This window comes from Natrinema marinum (assembly GCF_024296685.1).
In the GTDB taxonomy this organism is placed as follows: Archaea; Halobacteriota; Halobacteria; order Halobacteriales; family Natrialbaceae; genus Natrinema; species Natrinema marinum.
In genome coordinates, this window is record NZ_CP100763.1 from 3,074,902 (window position 1) to 3,093,166 (window position 18,265).

The window sequence follows — 18,265 nt, forward strand, 5'->3', positions numbered from 1 at the left end:
CAGTTATCAACCTTTCGAGTGGATACGGGGGGTGAGGGTCGATCGAACGGGCTTCTCACTCTCCGCGGGGGGTCGTAAGAAAAAGGCCTATAACCGGTGGCCTATCACTAACCCCTAGATGTCGGACGAGCCGGCCGATGGACGCGACGTCGAGGGCCCCGACGAGCCACAGGACGCCCCTGACGAGCGACAGCCAGCGCCCGCCGACGCCGCCGGATCCGATCCCGAGTTCGACGGGGCTGACCACCTTACTGAGGCCGAACGCGAGGACTTTCCGGACCTCGAGACCGACGGCGAGGGCGTCGTCGGCGATCGGCCAAACCCCGAACCGACGTATCCCGATCCCGACGACGACATCGGCGGCATCTCGACGCCGCCGGACGACGAGGAGATGCCGCTGGCCGACCACATCGAGGAGATGGTCCTCCGGCTGGCGGTCGTCCTCCTGTTCGGGGCCGGCGGGACGGCGATCGGCCTGCTGTGGGCGTCCGACGCCATCCAGTTCGTCTGGGACAACGTCTTCCCCTACGCCGACGGCGAGGTGCCGCCGCCGCACGTCTACCACCCGCTCGAGCTCTGGCTGACCCGGATCAAGATCTCGTCGCTGCTGGGTATCATGATCGCGCTGCCGGCGTTCGTCTACGAGTGTTACCTGTTCATGCGCCCGGGGCTGTACCCCAACGAGCGCAAGTACTACCTCGCGGCCGTCCCGACCAGCGTCGTGCTGGCGGCGATCGGGATGGTGTTCTCCTACATCCTCGTCCTGCCGGTTCTGTTCAGGTACTTCACCTACTACGCCGAGGGGAGCGCGGAGATCGCGTACGCGCTCGGCGAGACGTTCAACCTGATCATCACGCTGACGGGCTTTCTCGCGGTCGTCTTCCAGATTCCGCTCTTTATCATGCTGGCGATCATGATGGGCGTGACGACCCGCCGCTGGCTCGCCCAGAAGCGGCTGTACTTCTGGGCGGCGTTCGCCGGTCTGGCGTTCATGTTCGCGTTCGACCCGACGGGGATGGCCCCCGTCATCGTCGCGGTCACGATGATCCTGCTCTTCGAAGGGACGCTGCTCGTCCTGAAGTGGGTCGGCGTCGACTAGACCGACTCGAGTCGCGATCCGGGCTGTGCCGTTTTGCTCGCGAGTAGTGGCATCCATCGTCGGCCCGTGCCCATTCGGTCGGTCGCCCCGCCCGGCCCACCGTCGTATACTGTCCTTATATTCTTCTTATCCGTTCGCATATTGCGGATTCCAGACGATTCGAGAGAGAAAACACACGGTTCGTAAACGATCATCGTTTAGTAGCTGCATATGTTCTTCTGGAGCGTGAACATCTGAATGATGGCGAGGGAATCTCTCTCAGATTGGCGAGATTGTAAATCGTGTGGACTCGCTCGCTCCGATTCCGCGGGGTGGGAGCCGTGACCGACCTCGTGCCGACCACGTGTATGCGGTGTGCGGTCGGCTGCGGTCACGTCCAGCAGGCCCCCGAGCGGGGCTACGGCCTCGAGACAGTCCGCGGCGACGCCGCCCATCCGGTCAATCAGGGACTGGCCTGCCAGCGCGGCGTCAGCGAGACCGCCGATCCCGACGGTGAGTGGCTGACCCGTCCGCTCGTGCGTAAGGACGGCGATCTCGTCCCGACGACGATGGAGTCGGCCCTCGAGCGCGCCGCCGAGGGGCTCGGCACCGCACTCGAAAGCGACGGTGACGGCGTGGCGGTGCTGGGCAGCGGCCAGCAGACCAACGAGGCCGCCTACGCGCTGGGCAAACTCGCCCGCGGCGGCTTCGGGACGCGGTACTACGACGCGAACACGACACTCTGTATGGCGAGCGCGGTGACGGCCTACTACGATGCCTTCGGCAGCGACGCGCCGCCGCCGACCTACGACGACATTCCCGAGGCCCGGAGCCACGTCGTCTGGGGGGCGAATCCGGCGGCCGCCCACCCAGTTATGTTCCGCTGGATCCGTCAGTCGGCCGACGACGACGATTCGGAACTGATCGTCGTCGATCCCGTCCACAGCGAGACGGCCGAGGTGGCCGACCACCACGTTCCGCTCGAGCCCGGCGGCGACCTCGCGCTCGCACGAGCGATTCTCGCTCGCGTGGTCGAGACCGATCGCGTCGACGAATCGTTCGTCGCCGAGGCGACGACCGGCTTCGACGAACTCCGCGCGGAACTACCCGACGCGGCCGAGGCCGCCGAGATGGCGGGCGTCTCGATGGCCGATGTCGACAAACTCGCCAACGCACTCGAGGATCCCACCCTGCTGTACTGGGGGATGGGCATCAACCAGAGCGTCAACGGAACCGCGGCCGCGGGTGCGCTCATCGATTGCTGTCTCGCGACCGGCAACCTCCGGCCGGGCTCGGGACCGTTCTCGTTGACCGGCCAGGCCAACTCGATGGGGACCCGCGTCTGCTCTTCGAAGGGGTCCTGGCCCGGACACCGGCCGTTCGCCGATCCCGACCACCGCCGTGAGGTAGCCGAGACGTGGGAGGTGCCGGTCTCGCGGTTCCCCGACGATCCCGGTCCGGGACCGGTCGGCATCGTCAACGCGATCGGCGACGAGGTCGAGGCCGTTTACGCCGTCGCGACCAACCCCGTCGCGGGCATGCCCGACGCGACGCGCGTTCGCGAGAAACTCGAGGACGCGTTCCTCGTCGTGCAGGATGCCTTCCGCAGCGAGACGGTCGAGTATGCCGACGTGGTCCTCCCCGCCGCCACGTGGGGCGAGTCCGAGGGGACGACGACCAACATGGAGCGGACGATCTCCCGCGTTCGCGCGGCGACGGAGACGCCAAGTGGCGTCCGCACGGACCTCGAGCTGATCGGTGGTCTCGCCGACCGTATCGTCCCGGACCTGTTCGACGAAGTGCTCGAGCCCGCGGCCGTCTTCGACGAGTTCGCTGCGCTGACCGCCGGCACTCCCGCGGACTGTTCGGGAATCAGCTACGAGCGCCTCGAGGCCGAGCGCGCGGTCCGCTGGCCGGCACCCGCACCGGACGTCGCGGCGGGGTACCGCTACTACGACGCCACGACGGATGGCGGCGAATCGGCGGAGGCCGAGCCGACCGACGAATCGTGGTCGTTCCCCACTGGCTCCGGCCGCGCGCGGTTCTCGAGCGGCGAGGCCCGTCCGCTTCCGGAGCCGACCGACGAGTCCTACCCGCTGACGCTGACGACCGCGCGCCGCCCGGACGCCTACAACACCGGCGTGCGGACCCGCGAGGACGAGCCGCCGACGGCGCGGGTCAGCCCGGCGACGGCTGCCGCGCTCGCGGACGAACTCGAGGCCCCCGTCGACGCCTCCGAGGACGCGGACGCCCGGTACGGCCGCGTCGTCTCCCGGCGGGCGTCGGTTACGGTCCGCGTCGAGACCGACGAGGCGATCCCCGACGGGGTCGTCTGGCTCCCGATCCACCATCCCGACGTGAACGACCTTACGCTGCCGGACGTCGATCCCCGCTCGAACGAGCCCAACTTCAAGCAGTGTGCGGTCCGCCTCGAGCCACCCCGTGAGCGAGACATCGGCGCGGTCGCCGAAGCGAGCGCCTGACGCTCTCCTCGCCGACCCGGCGGGCGACGGCTCGAGGGAATCCGCGATACGAAGCTCCACGACGCAGGGCTTCGCCGGCGCGGTTGTGACGAGCCCGCCGCGACCGAACTCGAGCGTCTCTCGCTCGATAGTTCGTTCCTCACGCGCGCTCGCGCTCCGTCCACTTCGTATAGAACGCGAGTACCGACGCAACTGCCGCCACGAGTGTCAGGCCGGCGGCGACGTGTTTCCCGGCTCGAAACGCGTACGCGCCCAGCAGAACGAACGCGATCACCGATAGCCCGGTGCTCGTCGCCGTTCTCCCCCGTTTGCGGTACGCAAAGAGGCCCGAAAGCGCCGCCAGTAGCGACACCAGTACGAGCAGACCGCTCGCATCAGTGAGCGGCTGTCCGAGCACTTCGATCGCCATCTGGCCTGATTTTATCGGACGAGTCAATGTATCTACTGGTCCGCTCGAGAAACCAGCCGGCTCCGGTCGTCACTCGATCCGCTTCCGTGCCGAACGCGTTTGCATTCGCTCATTCTCTTCCCTGTCACGCGCGACATACGTCCTAATATAGATCATATTCCATTGGAGATACTACGTCCGGGCCCGAACGCGCGGGAAAAACAGATGTTTGTAAACGGTTACTGTTATATGGTTTAGAACCATGTTGCTGAAACGTGAATTACGACATGTTCGATGAGGAAATTCGAAGTTTCGAGTCCGATCGTTCGGTCAGTGGGGTGAGGGTCGATGGTGCATAAGAAAGAGGAACTCAAGGAGGGCTGTTACGGCGACGACGTCCGCGAACATCTCCTCGAGTTCGCGGAAAACGGTGGCTACGAGGCGATTCCGGAGGACGAACACGAGAAGTGGTTCACCCGGTTCAAGTTCTGGGGGCTGTTCCACCAGCGCTCGGGGCAGGAATCGTACTTCATGATGCGACTGACCAACGCCAGTGGCATCTTAGAGCCCGACCAGTTGCGAACCATCGGCGAGGTCGCCCGCGAGTACGCGAAAGGCCCCGTCGAGAACCCCGAGTTCGGCAACGGCTGGATCGACCTGACGACTCGCCAGTCGGTACAACTCCACTGGCTCAAACTCGAGGATGTCCCCGAAGTGTGGGAGAAACTCGAGTCGGTCGGCGTCCACTCGCGCTCGTCGGGCGGGGACACGATGCGCAACATTTCGGGCTGTCCGCTCCACGGCAAAGCCGAGGAGTTCGTCGAGTCCGGCCCGCTCCTCGAGCGTTTCGAGGAGGAACTTCGCAAGGACGACGCGCTGGCGAACATGCCCCGAAAGTTCAATATCAGCGTCTCGGGCTGTACGGTCGGCTGCGCCCAGGATTCGATCAACGACATCGGGTTCGAGCCGGCGACCAAGGAGATCGACGGCGAGGAGGTCCGCGGCTTCAACGTACGTATCGGTGGCGGCCTCGGCGGTCGTCAGCCCCGCGCCGCGACGCCGCTTGATGTCTTCGTCCGGCCCGAGAACGCCTACGAGGTCGGCCGCGGGTTCGTCGAACTCTACCACGACTACGGCAACCGACAGAACCGCTCGAAGAACCGCGCGCGGTTCTTCGCCGAGGACTGGGGCATGGAGAAGATTCGCGAGACCCTACAGGACGAATACGTCGACTTCGAGATGCACACAGCCGGGGAGGACTTCCGCTCCGAGTACACCTACAACGCCGGCCGCCCCGTCGCGGACGGCCAGCACGACCACGTCGGCGTCGGCGATCAGCAGGACGGGCAAAACTACGTCGGGCTGAGCGTCCCGGTCGGCCGCCTGCCCGCCGAGGACGCCATCGAACTGGCCGATCTGGCCGACGAGTACGGCTCCGGCGAAGTTCGGCTGACCCGTCGGCAGAACCCCGTCGTCGTCGACGTGGCCGACGACGACCTCGAGGAGCTGCTCGCCGAACCGCTGCTCTCCGAGTACCCGCCGAAACCGAGCCCGTTCGAGCGCGGCGCGATGGCCTGCACCGGCACCGAGTTCTGCTCGATCGCGCTGACCGAGACGAAAGGCCGGATGGCCCGCATGCTGCGCTGGCTCAACAAGAACGTCGACCTCCCCGAAGACGTCGGCAAGATCAAGATGCATTATTCGGGCTGTACGGCCGACTGCGGCCAGGCGATGACCGCCGACATCGGCCTGCAGGGAATGCGCGCCCGCAAGAACGGCGAGATGGTCGAGGCCTTCGACATCGGCGTCGGCGGCGGCGTCGGCGAGAACCCCTCCTTTATCGACTGGGTCCAACAGCGCGTTCCGGCCGACGAGGCCCCCGGTGCGATCCGGAACTTACTCGAGGCCTACGCCGCTCACCGTTCCGAGGGCCAGACGTTCCGCCAATGGGTCGAGGCGACGGCCGAGGAACAGCTCGTCGAGTTCTGTACGCCCGAGGAGACCGACTTCGAGGCGCCGTACATGGACGACGCCAAGCAGTCGTGGTACCCGTTCGCGGAGAGCGAGTCCGCGGCGGCCGCGACGGCCGACGAATCCACAGTGCCATCGGACGACTGACGGAAACCACCCGCGATCGCTCTTTTCGTCTTTCCGCCGCGTGCTCGCACACTACTTATCAGCTCGCGGAACGTACGGGGGTGTATGCCGGAAGAAGTACTCTTCAAATCCGAAAGCAAGCACAGCCGGTCCGAGATCGCGTCGCTGCTCCGTCGCGTGGCGGACAATCTCGATGACGGCGAAGCAATCTCCCTCAAGGCCGGCTCCGAGTCCGTCACCCTCGAGCCGCCGGCTCACCCGACGTTCGAAGTCAAAGCCGAGCGCGAGGGGCCGGCGGACGCGCCCGGCGAACTCAGCGTCGAGTTCGAACTCGAGTGGGACGAAGCCGGCGAGGACGGCGGCGACGGTGGAAGTCTGGAAATCGAGTGAATCAGCGGTGGTCGCGGGTCCGTTCGTAGGCGTAGTCGAGTGCGTCCTCGAGCGATCCGGGGCCGTCGTAGCTCGCCGAAAACAGATCCATGAACTCGCCGGCGATCCGTTCGCAGCGTTCGAACGTCAGAACGGTCCTGACGCGTATCGTCTCCGAGAGGTCCAGCCCGGGATAGCTCGTCGCCGTCAGCGTGTATCCCGGGTGGTCCTCGCCGTCGAGCGAGGCCGGCGCGACCTTCAATCGCAGATCGCCCGATTCGTGGAGATACGTCCGATACTGCATTTCCCGATCCGTGTCTGCCGGGGTGTAGGCCCGTGACTCTTCGGTGGTCCACTCGAGCGGCGCGTCGGCGTCCATCGATCACTGATACCAACTCAAGCGCTACGTTCGTATCGCAATACGCAATATTACCGGACGTTAGTACAGAACTGCAAACAACGGCGGATACTCCCGCGAGATGCGGTTATATTTTCTACGAACGGTCACTGAACGCGGTGAAACGAGGACGAACGACGAATGTATTCCCCGGCAAGGGGTGGTTTTCGCTCACGTCTGCCGATCGCCGACCGGCTCGCCGGCTCGTTCGTCGCCCTCGGGGCTGACGCTACCGGTCCGGTAGCCGTGGAGGTCGAGCGTGACGTGGTCGAACCCCAGTTTCGAGAGCTCGGCTCGGACCGTCTCGACGAACTCCCGCTCCAGCGCGCGCTCGAGTTCGTCGGGCGCCACCTCGATGCGGGCGAGGCCGTCGTGGTCGCGGACGCGGAACTGATCGAACCCCCACTGGCGAAGCAGGGCCTCGGCACGCTCGATTCGGGTCAGCCGGTCGTCGGTGACCGCGAGTCCGGTCGGGATGCGCGAGGAGAGACAGGCCATCGAAGGCTTGTCGGCGACCGACAGGTCGTAGCGGGCGGCGATCTGACGGACCTCGTCTTTCGCGATGTCGTGGGCCAACAGCGGCGAGTGAACGTCCAGTTCCTCGACGGCTTGCAGACCGGGCCGGTGGCCTGCGCCCGGATCGTCGGCGTTCGTCCCGTCGCAGACCGTGCCGATCCCGAGGTCGCGGGCGGTCTCTATCATTTCGCCCAAGCGCATCGTCCGGCAGTGATAGCAGCGCTCGTCGTCGTTCTCGACGAACGCGTCGCTCTCGAGTTCGGAGAAGGAGACGATCTCGTGGCGAATGCCGATCTCGCTCGCGACCCGCTTTGCGTCCTCGAGTTCGGCCGCCGGCAGGGTCTCGCTTTTGGCGGTGCAGGCGACCGCGTCCGAACCGAGCGCGTCGTGGGCGAGCGCGGCCACCGCGCTCGAGTCGACGCCGCCGGAGAAGGCCACGAGGACCCCGTCGCGGGCCGCCAGATCGTCGCGGGCGGCCTCGAGTTTCGCCTCGACCGTTGTCATGGCCCGTGATTCGAACCGGACGGGCAAAAGCGCGTTGCGTCGGGCCGTCGCCGGTCGCCGCCCGTTCGTCGCTCGCTCTCGCGATACCGGCTTCTACTCCTGGGGCCTGATGACCAGCTTTCCGACCAGATCGCGGGCCTCCATGTCTCGGACCGCCGCCGCGGTTTCGGCGAGCGGATACTGCTCGCCGACGACCGGCTCGAGGCGGCCGTCCGCGACGAACTCGATCAGTTGCTCGAGGTCCGATTGGGTACCGAGCGTGCTGCCGAGGATGCGCTTGTGGCCGAAGTAGAGGTCGCGGGCGTCGAACTCGGGGAACTGGCCGGCCGTTCGGCCGCAGATGACCATCGCGCCGTCGGTTCGCAGGACTTCTGCGCCGACGTGAGTGTAGGGGCCGCCGAGGTGGTTGATCGTCGCGTCGACCGCGCCGAGCTCCGCGACGGCCGTCCGCATCGCGTCGGGGTCGGCGGTGTGGATCGCGTGGTCGAGCCCCTCCTGTTCGACGCGCTCGAGTTTCTCGGCGGACGACGACGTGCCGACGGTCTCGGCACCGATGAGATCGGCGAGCTGTACCGCGGCGATGCCGACGCCGCCGGTCGCGCCGGGGACGAAGACACGGTCGCCCGCGGAGACGTCGCCGCGCTGGAGCATCCGGTAGGCGGTCACGTAGGCGATCGGCAGCGCCGCGGCGTCGACGACCGAGACCGAGTCGGGGAGCGCCACGAGGCGGCTCGCGTCGACGAGCGCCCGTTCGGCGAACGCGCCGTCGTAGCTGTCGTAGTTCTCGCACATGTTTTCGGGACCGTCCCGACACGGCCGGCACTCGCCGCAGGTCAGGAGCGGACAGAGGACGACGCGGTCTCCCTCAGCGACGTTCGAGACGCCGTCACCCGTTTTGGCGACGGTGCCGGCGAGGTCACCGCCGGGGACGAACGGCAGGTCCTCGTGTGTGAGTCGGCCATCCTCGAGCTTCCAGAGGTCGCGGTGGTTGAGCGACGCCGCGTCGACGCGGACGACCGCCTCGCCGGGTCCGGGCGTCGGATCGGGGCGGTTCGCGACGGCGATCGCGGACGGGTCCTCGAGGCTGGTCGCGGCTGCGACGCGCATACGCCGCTTGTCGCGGGGAGCGCCCATAGCTCTGGTCCCCGGGATTCGGGACGGCGACCGCCGAATGCCGTAATCCGCGTGCCGGGCGGTTAAGACAGTGTCTACAGTAGGTCGCCTCGAGACTACTATGGCCGTATCAGATCACCTGTCGCGGTTGCGCTCGATCACCGAGACGGAGGGCCACACCGAAGACGTCGACGAACGCCCCCGCGAGGAGCACGTCGCCGACGCGGTGTTGCGCGGGATCCAGGGCGGGTTCGTCGCGACGCTAATCATGTCCGCGTTCCGGTTGCCGCTCCTGCGATCGCTGCCGCCGTCGGCCAACCTCTGGTCGCAGTACGTCGCCGGTGACGACCCCAGAAAGCACTCGGTCGCCGCCATCGCGTTCCACCTCCTCTACGGCATCAGTGCCGGGGCCCTCTTCGGCGTGCTGTTCTCGATCTACGACGCGGGGCGCTCCATCGAGCCCGAACAGCGCGGGCTCGTCTGGGGAGCGGTCTACGGGATGGCCCTGTCGGCCGTCGGCGTGCAGGTCGTCCTGCAGGACCTGCTCGGCATCCGCCTCGAGGCCGACGAGCTCGCGTTTTTCCACGCCGGCCACCTCGTCTACGGGCTCTCGCTCGGCGCCTGGGTCGGCTCGCGGACGGAGGGCGTCGAGGATCCCGAGGCGGAGTACGAGTATCAGGGCGGCAACTGACGGGCGAGTATCGGGCGGCGACAGAGCTACGACCGCGCCAGCTCCGCGACGTCCTCCTCGAGCAGATTCGCGTACTCGAGTCGCAGGTCGCGGGCGTCGGCTTTCGTGACGTACTGGCGCCCGTCGATCCGGGCCGCGATCGGGTGGTAGTCGCTGACCGAGAACCCCATTCGCTCGAGGTAGCCCGCGACGGCCGGCGACTCGAGGCCGTCGTGGATCGCCGATTCGGCGAGGTCGCAGACGGTCTCGAACGCTGGAAGGGCGATCCCCTCGTCGGTGACGTGGCCGGGGCGGGCGGTCGGCCCGTCCTCGCCGTCGGGTCGGTCGTAGCCGCTGGGATCGCTGCCACCCACGGTGTCGCGACCGGTGTCTCGGTCCCGCCGCTCGGTGCTCCCGCCGTCAATCCGAACGGTGGTCTCGGGGACCAGTTCCATCACGGTCCGGAGGTCGTCGGCCAGCCGGAGCAGCTGGCTGGGCAGGGCGGCGTCCGGCGAGCGCCACTCGACGGTGGGCATCGAATCCCGCAGCCGGACGGGCGTCCAGACCACGTCGTCGGGCGAGAAGTGTTCCTTGACCACCGCGGCGTCGATCCCCGCGTCGACGGCCGCCGCTTCGAACTCCTCGTAGCGGTGCTCGAGTCGCCGGTGCCACTCGCCGACGGTCTCGACGTAGCGCCAGAGCTGGCCGTGTTTCGGGAACTCCGCGTAGCTCTTCTTCCGGTAGCAGTACGGTCTGGCACCGTTGGCGATCCGTTCCCCCTGAAAGTACGGCGAGGAGGAGACCAGCGCGAGCGCCGGGTCCAGCGCGATGAGCGCGTTGAGCTGATCGGTTACGTTGCGCTTCTCGAGGTGAACGTGGGTGCCGGCACAGTACTTCGCGTAGTCCAAGTTCGTTCCGATCGCCGCCTTCTGAATGCGACCCCGCTCGTCCGGCCGGCGGTCGATCGCGTCGCAGTTGATCGGCGTGCCGAACGGAACGAGGTGTCTGTCCGTTTCCGCCGCCCTCGAGAGCACGTCCTCGAGTTCACCCACGAGCGCCGTCCGAAGCTCGGAAATCGTCTCGCACGGTGGCGTCTTCACCTCGAACAGCGGCTCGACGAACTCCCGCTCGGTCTGGCTCGAGACGTCCGCGAGCGGTCCCGGTTCGGTGAGATTCCCATCGCTGTCGACGACCCAGTACTCGACTTCGATGCTCGTGTTCATGCTCGAGATTCCGTCGGTCCCGTCGGTCTGCCCCGCGGGGAGCGTTGATTCGGACGACCCGGTTCCGCTCGCCGATCGGCTCGTTGCCCTCGTTGCTACGCTATGGTTGGTCAACTCTCCTGATATGAGCGTGCCCTGCAGCCGCCTGCCGCCGCCGTCGTTCGTGGACGTGCGCGAACCGGATCACTCCGGTTCGAAGCCGCCGACGAGGTACTCGAGGCCGAACAGTGCGATCGCACCGACGACAGCCCACCCGGCGGTCAGCGCGATCGTTTCCGTCGTCCACGCGTGCGACTGGCTGATGTTCGTCAGCGGGGCGGGGACCGAGCCGGCGACGAGGCTCACGAGGAAAATGAGCGTCAGCTCACGGCGGCGTGCCATCGCCGCGCGGACGAGACGGGCGATAGAGAGCAGCCCGACGACGCCGCCGACGAGGAACAAGGCGACGGTCGTTCCCGGATCGACGACGGCCGCGAGCGAGCCGCCGCCGAGGAGGTCGCCGATAGCGCCGACGAACGCAGTCAGTTCGTCGGAGAGGAAGACGTACTGGCCGAGCAGGATCAGGATCAGCGAGCCGGAGATCCCCGGCAGGATCATCGCACTGACCGCGATCGCGCCCGCGACGAGGATCACGACCGGGCCGCTCCCCGGCAGCGTGACCAGGTCGGCGGCGACCAACAGCGCGAGTCCCGCGCCCACGATCGCGGTCCCGGCGTGGACGGGCGTGGTGAAGGTGAGATTCCGGCCGAGCGTGATCGCCGAGGCGGCGATCAGCCCGGTGAAGAAGCCGAACATCGCGACCGGATGCGTCTTCGCGAGCGACGAGACGATGTCTGCGATGAGCACGACCGCGGTGGCCATGCCGACGCCCAGCGGGAGCAGAAAGCCGAGATCCAGCTCGAGCAACGCTTCGCGGGCCCGCGTGCGCTGCTCCGGTCGGTAGCCCCGGAGGATGGCCGCGGCTCGCCACGGCGTAAACGCCGTCACGGCGGCGATCAGCCGCCCGTAGAAGCCAAGCAGGAGTGCAACGGTGCCGCCGGAGACGCCGGGGAGGGCGTCGGCGGTCCCCATACAGAGCCCGTAGCCGTAGGCCCGGAGCAACTCGAGGCGGTCGACGACCACGTCAGGGGTGTTATACTCCATTCGTTCGGTCTCGGCGTCCGCGACTCGGGTGCTGGGTCGACAGCGTGCGATGCCACCGCCTCGCGTCCGACGGAGCGGGCCGCCGTGTCGGCTGCATACTCGAGTGGGCGACGCGCGGCCGTATAAAAGTGCACACCGTCGTCAACGCGTGCTACCTCGGCGCATCCCGGCAATCCACGCCGGTCGGGGCTCGTCCGGGCGGGAACTTTTTCTCGCTCCGGTTTGTTACGCCGCTCGAGAACATGGACCTCGAGTCGATTCCGGGCGTCGGCGAGAAGACGGCCCGAGCGCTGGCCGAACTCGACGATCCCGAACGCGCGCTCCGGGCGGGCGACGTGGCGGCGATCGCGGCCGCGCCGGGGATCACCCAGGGCCGGGCCGCCCGCATCGCGCGAGGGGCGATCCGGCTCGAGCACGACGATCCCGGCGGCTTTCTGGCGACCGACCGTGCGCGAGAGGTCTACCGGCAGGTGCTGGGCCTGCTCAAGGAGCGCACCGTCACCGACTACGCCGCCCAGCGCCTCGAGACGATCTATCCGAGCCCGAAGCGCTCGCGCATCGAGGAGGTCCAGGCGTTCGCGGCCGCGGCCGTAGAGCGCGAGCCGAGCCCGGAGGTTCTCGGAGCACTCGAGGGCGTCGAACCCCTCCGAGAGCCCGGCGACGTGAAAGTCCGCGAGCGCTGTCTGGCGACGACCGACGCCGAACGCTACTCGGAGGCGCGCGAGGCGATCCCGGAGCTCTCCGTCGAAATCGTCGAGGACGCCCAAGGGCTGGCCGAACTCGCGCGGGGGTATTCGACGGTGATCGCCCTCGACGAGTCCTTCGCGGGCGTCACGCTCGAGGGCGACGTGCAGGTTCGCCCGGACGCCCTCGAGACGCCGGCCGAGGTCGTCCCCGAGCGACCGCTGGCCTTCTTCGCGCGCAACCGGGACCGCCTGCGGGCGGCCGCCGCGGTCCACCGGGCCGCCGACCTCGAGCCGCCCTGTGATCTCGAGGCGCTCGAGGACGGCCTCTCGCGGCTGGCCGAGGACGGCACGGTCGCGGGCGACGACGAACTCGACCGGCTGACGACGGCGGTCGACGACCTCGACGCGGCGGCGGGCACGGCCGAAAACGTCGCCAACGACCGATTGCGGGAGGCGATCCGCGAACAAGACGTGACGATCGAGGGCGCGGACCTGCTCTCGCTGGTCGAGCGCGGGGCCGGCGTCGACTCCCTGCTCTCGCGGGAACTCGCCGACGAGTACGCGGAGGCGGTCGCGGCCGCCCGCGACCACCTCGTCGACGCGCTCGACTTGGATCAGGGCGAAGCCGAGATCGCCCGGCGGGCGTTCGGCGACGAGCCGACGTTTCCCGTCGAGCGCGACGAGGACGCCGTCGGGCGGCTGCGCGAGGAGCTGACGGCCGCGAAGGAGCGCCGCGCCGGCCGACTCAAGCGCGAGCTCGCGGCCGATCTGGCCGACCAGCGCGAGGGCGCTCGCCAGCTCGTCCGGGACGCCCTCGAGTTAGACGTCGAACTCGCCGTCGCCAGATTCGCCCGGGAGTTCGAGTGTACGATGCCGGAGTTCGCGGGGTCCACGGCCGACGTGGGGTTCGACATCGAGGGCGGCCGCTCGCCGCTGCTCGACGAGCCCCTCGAGGCGATCGACCCCGTCGACTACGCCGTCTCCGGCGTGGCACTGCTCTCGGGGGTCAACAGCGGCGGGAAGACCTCCATGCTGGATCTAGTCGCGAGCGTGGTGGTGCTGGCTCACATGGGGCTGCCCGTCCCCGGCGAGCGCGTCCGATTGCGGCGGTTCGACGACCTGCACTACCACGCGAAGACGCAGGGGACGCTGGACGCCGGGGCCTTCGAGTCGACCGTCCGCGAGTTCGCCGACCTCGCACAGGGTGGCGAGGGCTCGCTGGTGTTGGTCGACGAACTCGAGAGCATCACCGAGCCCGGGGCGTCGGCGAAGATCATCGCCGGCATCTTGGAGGCGCTGTCGGACAACGCCGCGACGGCGGTGTTCGTCTCGCATCTCGCGGGCGAGATCCGCGAGATGGCCGACTTCGACGTGACCGTCGACGGCATCGAGGCCGTGGGGCTGGTCGACGGCGAACTCGAGGTGAACCGCTCGCCGGTCAAAGACCACCTCGCGCGGTCGACGCCGGAACTGATCGTCGAGAAACTGGCCGACGAGTCGCGGGCGGCGACGAACGGGGGTGTACACTCGTCGGGCGAGGGTGGGTCCGAACCGCTGTTTTACGACCGGCTGCTCGAGAAGTTCGACTGACCGCCGTCCGCCACTGGGGTATGCAAGTACAACACATACCACGGGTGGCTGCCTCTACTAGCGCATGCCATACGAGTTCGAGTGCCCCAGGGACGGCTGTTCGTTCGAACTGCGCTGTGACGCCGACCACGAGGCGGCGCGACTCGCGCGGGCTCACACGCGAGTCGCCCACCGCAATCGGATCGCCCCGGCCGACCTCGAGCGATGGCTCGAGCGGATCGAGGCCGCCTGAGTCCTCCCGTCGACTCAGCCGCCGTGCCACTCGAGGATCCGCCGGTGGCCCCACTTCTCTTCTTCGTCGCCCGAATCGTCGGTGATCGCCTCGAGCGAGTCGGCTTCGAGTTCCTCGAGGAAGGCGGCGAGTTCGTCGACGTAGTCCGCGATCGCGGCGAGCGTCTCGTCGTCCTGAAGTGCGAACGACTTTTTCAGCGAATCCGGCATCCCGTCGGGTGCGACGTACGTGTCCGTTCGAGCGTACTCGCCGACGCCCCGCAGGGTCTCCGGCGAGAGTTCGGCGAACTGCTCGTGCATGAACTCCGGAATGGCGTCCGGTGGGTTCGGCATCGTCATCGTTATGCCCTAGATCAATTTAATGAATATTAACTATTGTGACTGTGGCACACAGTAACGCATCATTTTCCGACACGGCGTGATATCGCGCCACCGAACCATTAAGACGCTGGGGAAGCAGGGTGAAAGTGATGGGAGACGACCCCGACGGGGGGATGTTGTCGTGGGACGAATCCGTGTTCAAAAACGAGCACGTCTTCGAAATCGACTACGTCCCCGAGACGTTCAAGCACCGCGAGGGCCAGACCCAGGGCCTGACGTACGCGCTGCGCCCGGCGGTGCGGGGGTCGCGGCCGCTGAACGTCATGGTCCGGGGGCCGCCGGGCACCGGGAAGACGACGGCGATCCAGAAGCTGTTCGACGAGGTTGGAGCACAGACGAGCGACGTGCGGACGATCCGGGTCAACTGTCAGGTCAACGCGACCCGGTACTCGGTGTTCTCGCGACTGTTCGAGGGCACGTTCGACTACGAACCGCCCTCGTCGGGTATCTCCTTCAAGAAGCTGTTCGGCCAGATCGCCGAGAAGCTCGTCGAGGAGGACCGAGTACTGGTCGTCGCTCTGGACGATGTCAACTACCTCTTCTACGAGAACGAGGCCTCCGATACCCTGTACTCGCTGCTTCGGGCCCACGAGGAGTATCCCGGCGCGAAGATCGGCGTCATCGTGGTCTCCTCCGATCCCGCGCTCGACGTGATCGACGAACTCGACTCGCGGGTGCAGAGCGTCTTCCGCCCGGAAGACGTCTACTTCCCGGTGTACGACCAGCCCGAGATCGCCGACATCCTCGCCGAACGAGTCGAGCGGGGCTTTCACGACGGCGTCATCTCGCGGGAGACCCTCGAGTACGTCGCCGAACTCACCGCCGACAGCGGCGACCTCCGGGTCGGCATCGACTTGCTCCGCCGGGCCGGGCTCAACGCCGAAATGCGGGCCAGCCGAACCGTCGAGCGCCAAGACGTCGAGGAGGCCTACGAGAAGTCCAAATACATCAACCTCTCGCGGTCGCTGTCCGGGCTGACCGACACCGAGCGGACCTTGCTCGAGGTGATCGCCGAGCACGACGGCGACCAGGCCGGCGAGGTCTACGAGGTCTTTCACGAGCGGTCCGAGCTGGGCTACACGCGCTACTCCGAGATCGTCAACAAGCTCGACCAGCTGGGCCTGATCGACGCCGACTACGCCGATGTCGACGGGCGGGGCCGATCGCGCTCGCTCTCGCTGTCCTACGAGAAAGACGCGGTGCTGGATCGGCTCGAGTGACCCGCTGAGACGGTATCGGATCGCTGTTTCGCCGCCTCCCCGTTAGACTCCCCAGAGGAGGACGATCCCGACCGTCGTGACGACGGCGAGTAGCAACTGCAGCGGTCCGCCGACCCGCACGAAATCGGTGAACTCGTAGCCGCCGGGACCGTAGACCATCAGGTTCGTCTGGTAGCCCACCGGCGTCATAAACGAGGTCGCGGAGGCGAACATCACCGCCAGGAGGAAGGAAAACGGCTCCGCACCGAGAGTTCCCGCAGCGTCGACCGCGATGGGGATCATCAACACCACCGTCGCGACGGGCGTGATGACGTTCGCGAGCAGTCCCGTCACGATCGTAAACAGCAGCAAGACTGCCACGAGCGGGAGGAACTCGGCCGTCGCAACCAGCCCGCCCGCGATAACCTGCGAGCCGCCGGTCGCCTCGAGGGCGATCCCCAGAGGGATCACGCCCGCGAGCAGGAAGACGACGTTCCACGAGACGGCGTCGTAAGCGTCGGTCGTCGACAGACAGCCGGTCACGATCATGAGGAAGACGCCGGCCAGCGCCGCGATGACGATCGAGACGAGGCCGAGCGCGGCGGTCCCGACCACGCCGGCCATGATCGCGAGCGCGAGCGGTGTCTTCGGCGACAGCGGCGCGATCTCCTCGAGTTCGTCCTCGCGGAGCCGATCGATGGCGTCGTCCACGACGAGGAGATCGCCGCTCTCGGTGAAGTACTCGAGCGTGCTGGGGACTGTCTGGACCAGCAGGAGGTCGCCGGCCGCGAGCCGCACGTCCGCGAGATCGGTCCGAAACAGCTCGCCGTCGCGGCGGATCGCGAGCACGGTGAGCTGGTACACGTCCCGCAGGTGCGTCTCGGACAGTCGCTCGCCCACGTACGGAGAGGCGTCGGGAACGACGGCCCTGGCGAGCAGGTCCTCGCTGGTGGCGTCGTCGAACGTGTCTTCGGTCACCGACTCCCGGTGTAGCTGACGCAGTCCCTGGTTCTCGACGAACCGATTGACCGCCTGCAGGCTGCCATGGACCGTCAACACGTCGCCCTCCCGGATCCGCTGGTCCGTCTCGGCCGCGACGAACGTCTCGCTCGTCTCGCGGTGCTTCGTGAGGGCGTCAGCGTCGGGTTCCGCGGCGAGTTCCGCGTCGGAGCGAGGCTGTCCGTCGCGGCTCGCCTCGCCGGTTTCTACGGCACGGGCGCGGGTGCTGTCTCCGTCGTACCGTAACACGTGCTCGGCTTCGTCGTCCCGTTCGCTGCGCTCGCCATCGCGACGGAGTCGGAGGACGCGAACCTTCGCCGCCGTTCTGGCCTCGAGTTCGTCGACCGTACAGCCGACCGGTGCCGAGTCCGCCCCGACGCGGACCTTCGTGAGGTGGTCCTCGAGGTCGAACTCGGCGACGAGGTCGGCGTCGACGGGGATCCGCGCTGGGGTCAGCCACCGGCCGACGGTCATGAGGTAGGCGAGGCCGACGAGCAGGATCAGCAGGCCGAGGGGCGTAAACTCGAACATCCCGATCGGACCGCGGCCGAGCAGTTCGGCGGCAAACTCGCTTGCGAGTAAGTTCGTCGACGTCCCGACGAGCGTCAGAGTACCGCCGAGGATGGCGGCGTACGAGAGCGGCAAGAGCAACTTCGACGGCGAGATGCCGGTCTGCTCGGCCAGGTCAGAAATCATCGGGACGAACACCGCGACGACGGGCGTGTTGTTGATGAACCCCGCGATCGGCCCGGTCGTTCCGATCGTCGCCGCCAGCGCCCGCGTCTCGTCGCCGTCCGTGAATGTGGCCAGCGAGAGACCCAGCCGCTGGACGATACCGGTTTGCTGAATGCCCGCACTGAGCATGTACATCGCGACGATCGTCACCGTCGCGGTGTTGGCAAACCCCGAGATCGCCGCCCGGTGGCCGACGCCCGTCAGCGGCTCGAGCGCCGCCAGCGAGACGATGATTCCGATCGCGGTGACGTCGTTCGGAACGACTTCGGAGACGAATAGCACGAGGGCGGTGGCGATGAGTCCGAACACCACCAGCGCACCCCCGGGAAGCCCCGTCTCGATCATCGGCCACCCCCGGCGGGTCCCTCGTCGGTCATACCCTCGTTTCTGTGAGCTATTGACAAATCTATGTTTCGGGTCGGACGCGCCCGGGACGATCGCCGGCCCGTCTCGATCGGCCAGT

General features: G+C 67.4%; 16 protein-coding genes. 8 read left to right on the forward strand and 8 right to left on the reverse strand.

The window, feature by feature from the left end; all coding sequences use genetic code 11:
* The first annotated feature begins 118 nt into the window (after positions 1-118).
* A complete protein-coding gene (gene tatC, locus NKH51_RS15320) occupies positions 119-1,099 on the forward strand; it encodes a twin-arginine translocase subunit TatC (protein ID WP_254762543.1) in 981 nt (326 codons plus the stop codon).
* Between the two features lie 347 nt (positions 1,100-1,446).
* Positions 1,447-3,561, forward strand: a complete 2,115-nt coding sequence (nasA, locus tag NKH51_RS15325) for an assimilatory nitrate reductase NasA (protein ID WP_254765166.1) — start codon at positions 1,447-1,449, stop codon at positions 3,559-3,561.
* 139 nt (positions 3,562-3,700) lie between these two features.
* Here the strand turns inward: nasA and NKH51_RS15330 are convergent, their stop codons facing one another.
* Positions 3,701-3,970 (reverse strand): hypothetical protein, encoded by a 270-nt coding sequence (locus tag NKH51_RS15330; RefSeq protein ID WP_254762544.1) that lies wholly within the window; start codon positions 3,968-3,970, stop codon positions 3,701-3,703.
* Between the two features lie 327 nt (positions 3,971-4,297).
* Here NKH51_RS15330 and NKH51_RS15335 point away from each other — a divergent pair, with 327 nt between their 5' ends.
* Together NKH51_RS15335 and NKH51_RS15340 are read left to right on the forward strand one after the other, a co-directional pair.
* Positions 4,298-6,067, forward strand: a complete 1,770-nt coding sequence (locus NKH51_RS15335; RefSeq protein WP_254762545.1) for a nitrite/sulfite reductase — start codon at positions 4,298-4,300, stop codon at positions 6,065-6,067.
* 84 nt (positions 6,068-6,151) lie between these two features.
* Entirely contained in the window at positions 6,152-6,436 is a 285-nt protein-coding gene (locus NKH51_RS15340) for an amphi-Trp domain-containing protein (protein ID WP_254762546.1), read from the forward strand.
* A gap of 1 nt (position 6,437) precedes the next feature.
* On the opposite strand, the gene NKH51_RS15345 is transcribed toward NKH51_RS15340, so the two are convergent.
* The 3 genes from NKH51_RS15345 to NKH51_RS15355 form a co-directional block, all read right to left on the reverse strand.
* The gene (locus tag NKH51_RS15345) at positions 6,438-6,794 is read right to left on the reverse strand and encodes a hypothetical protein (RefSeq protein WP_254762547.1); all 357 of its coding nucleotides are present in this window, start codon (positions 6,792-6,794) and stop codon (positions 6,438-6,440) included.
* 189 nt (positions 6,795-6,983) lie between these two features.
* Positions 6,984-7,832, reverse strand: a complete 849-nt coding sequence (larE, locus tag NKH51_RS15350) for an ATP-dependent sacrificial sulfur transferase LarE (RefSeq protein ID WP_254762548.1) — start codon at positions 7,830-7,832, stop codon at positions 6,984-6,986.
* A gap of 93 nt (positions 7,833-7,925) precedes the next feature.
* The gene (locus NKH51_RS15355; RefSeq protein ID WP_254762549.1) at positions 7,926-8,939 is read right to left on the reverse strand and encodes an alcohol dehydrogenase catalytic domain-containing protein; all 1,014 of its coding nucleotides are present in this window, start codon (positions 8,937-8,939) and stop codon (positions 7,926-7,928) included.
* 127 nt (positions 8,940-9,066) lie between these two features.
* Between NKH51_RS15355 and NKH51_RS15360 the strand changes: the two genes are divergently transcribed.
* Complete coding sequence (locus NKH51_RS15360) at positions 9,067-9,636, forward strand: DUF6789 family protein (RefSeq protein WP_254762550.1); 570 nt, start codon at positions 9,067-9,069, stop codon at positions 9,634-9,636.
* Positions 9,637-9,662: 26 nt separating this feature from the next.
* Here NKH51_RS15360 and NKH51_RS15365 read toward each other — a convergent pair whose 3' ends face one another.
* Both NKH51_RS15365 and NKH51_RS15370 read right to left on the reverse strand, forming a co-directional pair.
* Positions 9,663-10,838, reverse strand: a complete 1,176-nt coding sequence (locus tag NKH51_RS15365) for a glutamate-cysteine ligase family protein (protein ID WP_254762551.1) — start codon at positions 10,836-10,838, stop codon at positions 9,663-9,665.
* Positions 10,839-11,021: 183 nt separating this feature from the next.
* Positions 11,022-11,981 carry a DUF368 domain-containing protein gene (locus NKH51_RS15370; protein WP_254762552.1) on the reverse strand — a complete coding sequence of 320 codons (960 nt, stop codon included), beginning with the start codon at positions 11,979-11,981 and terminating at the stop codon, positions 11,022-11,024.
* A 242-nt stretch (positions 11,982-12,223) separates the two neighbouring features.
* Here NKH51_RS15370 and NKH51_RS15375 point away from each other — a divergent pair, with 242 nt between their 5' ends.
* Together NKH51_RS15375 and NKH51_RS15380 are read left to right on the forward strand one after the other, a co-directional pair.
* On the forward strand, positions 12,224-14,257 hold the full coding sequence (locus NKH51_RS15375) for a MutS-related protein (protein WP_254762553.1): 2,034 nt from the start codon (positions 12,224-12,226) through the stop codon (positions 14,255-14,257).
* Positions 14,258-14,321: 64 nt separating this feature from the next.
* Complete coding sequence (locus tag NKH51_RS15380) at positions 14,322-14,489, forward strand: DUF1059 domain-containing protein (protein ID WP_254762554.1); 168 nt, start codon at positions 14,322-14,324, stop codon at positions 14,487-14,489.
* Positions 14,490-14,503: 14 nt separating this feature from the next.
* On the opposite strand, the gene NKH51_RS15385 is transcribed toward NKH51_RS15380, so the two are convergent.
* The gene (locus NKH51_RS15385; RefSeq protein WP_254762555.1) at positions 14,504-14,827 is read right to left on the reverse strand and encodes a hypothetical protein; all 324 of its coding nucleotides are present in this window, start codon (positions 14,825-14,827) and stop codon (positions 14,504-14,506) included.
* Between the two features lie 131 nt (positions 14,828-14,958).
* On the opposite strand from NKH51_RS15385, the gene NKH51_RS15390 reads away from it, so the two are divergent.
* Positions 14,959-16,089, forward strand: a complete 1,131-nt coding sequence (locus tag NKH51_RS15390; protein ID WP_254762556.1) for an ORC1-type DNA replication protein — start codon at positions 14,959-14,961, stop codon at positions 16,087-16,089.
* A 42-nt stretch (positions 16,090-16,131) separates the two neighbouring features.
* Here NKH51_RS15390 and NKH51_RS15395 read toward each other — a convergent pair whose 3' ends face one another.
* Positions 16,132-18,147: an SLC13 family permease gene (locus tag NKH51_RS15395; protein WP_254762557.1), complete on the reverse strand. Its 2,016-nt coding sequence runs from the start codon at positions 18,145-18,147 to the stop codon at positions 16,132-16,134.
* Between the last annotated feature and the right edge of the window lie 118 nt (positions 18,148-18,265).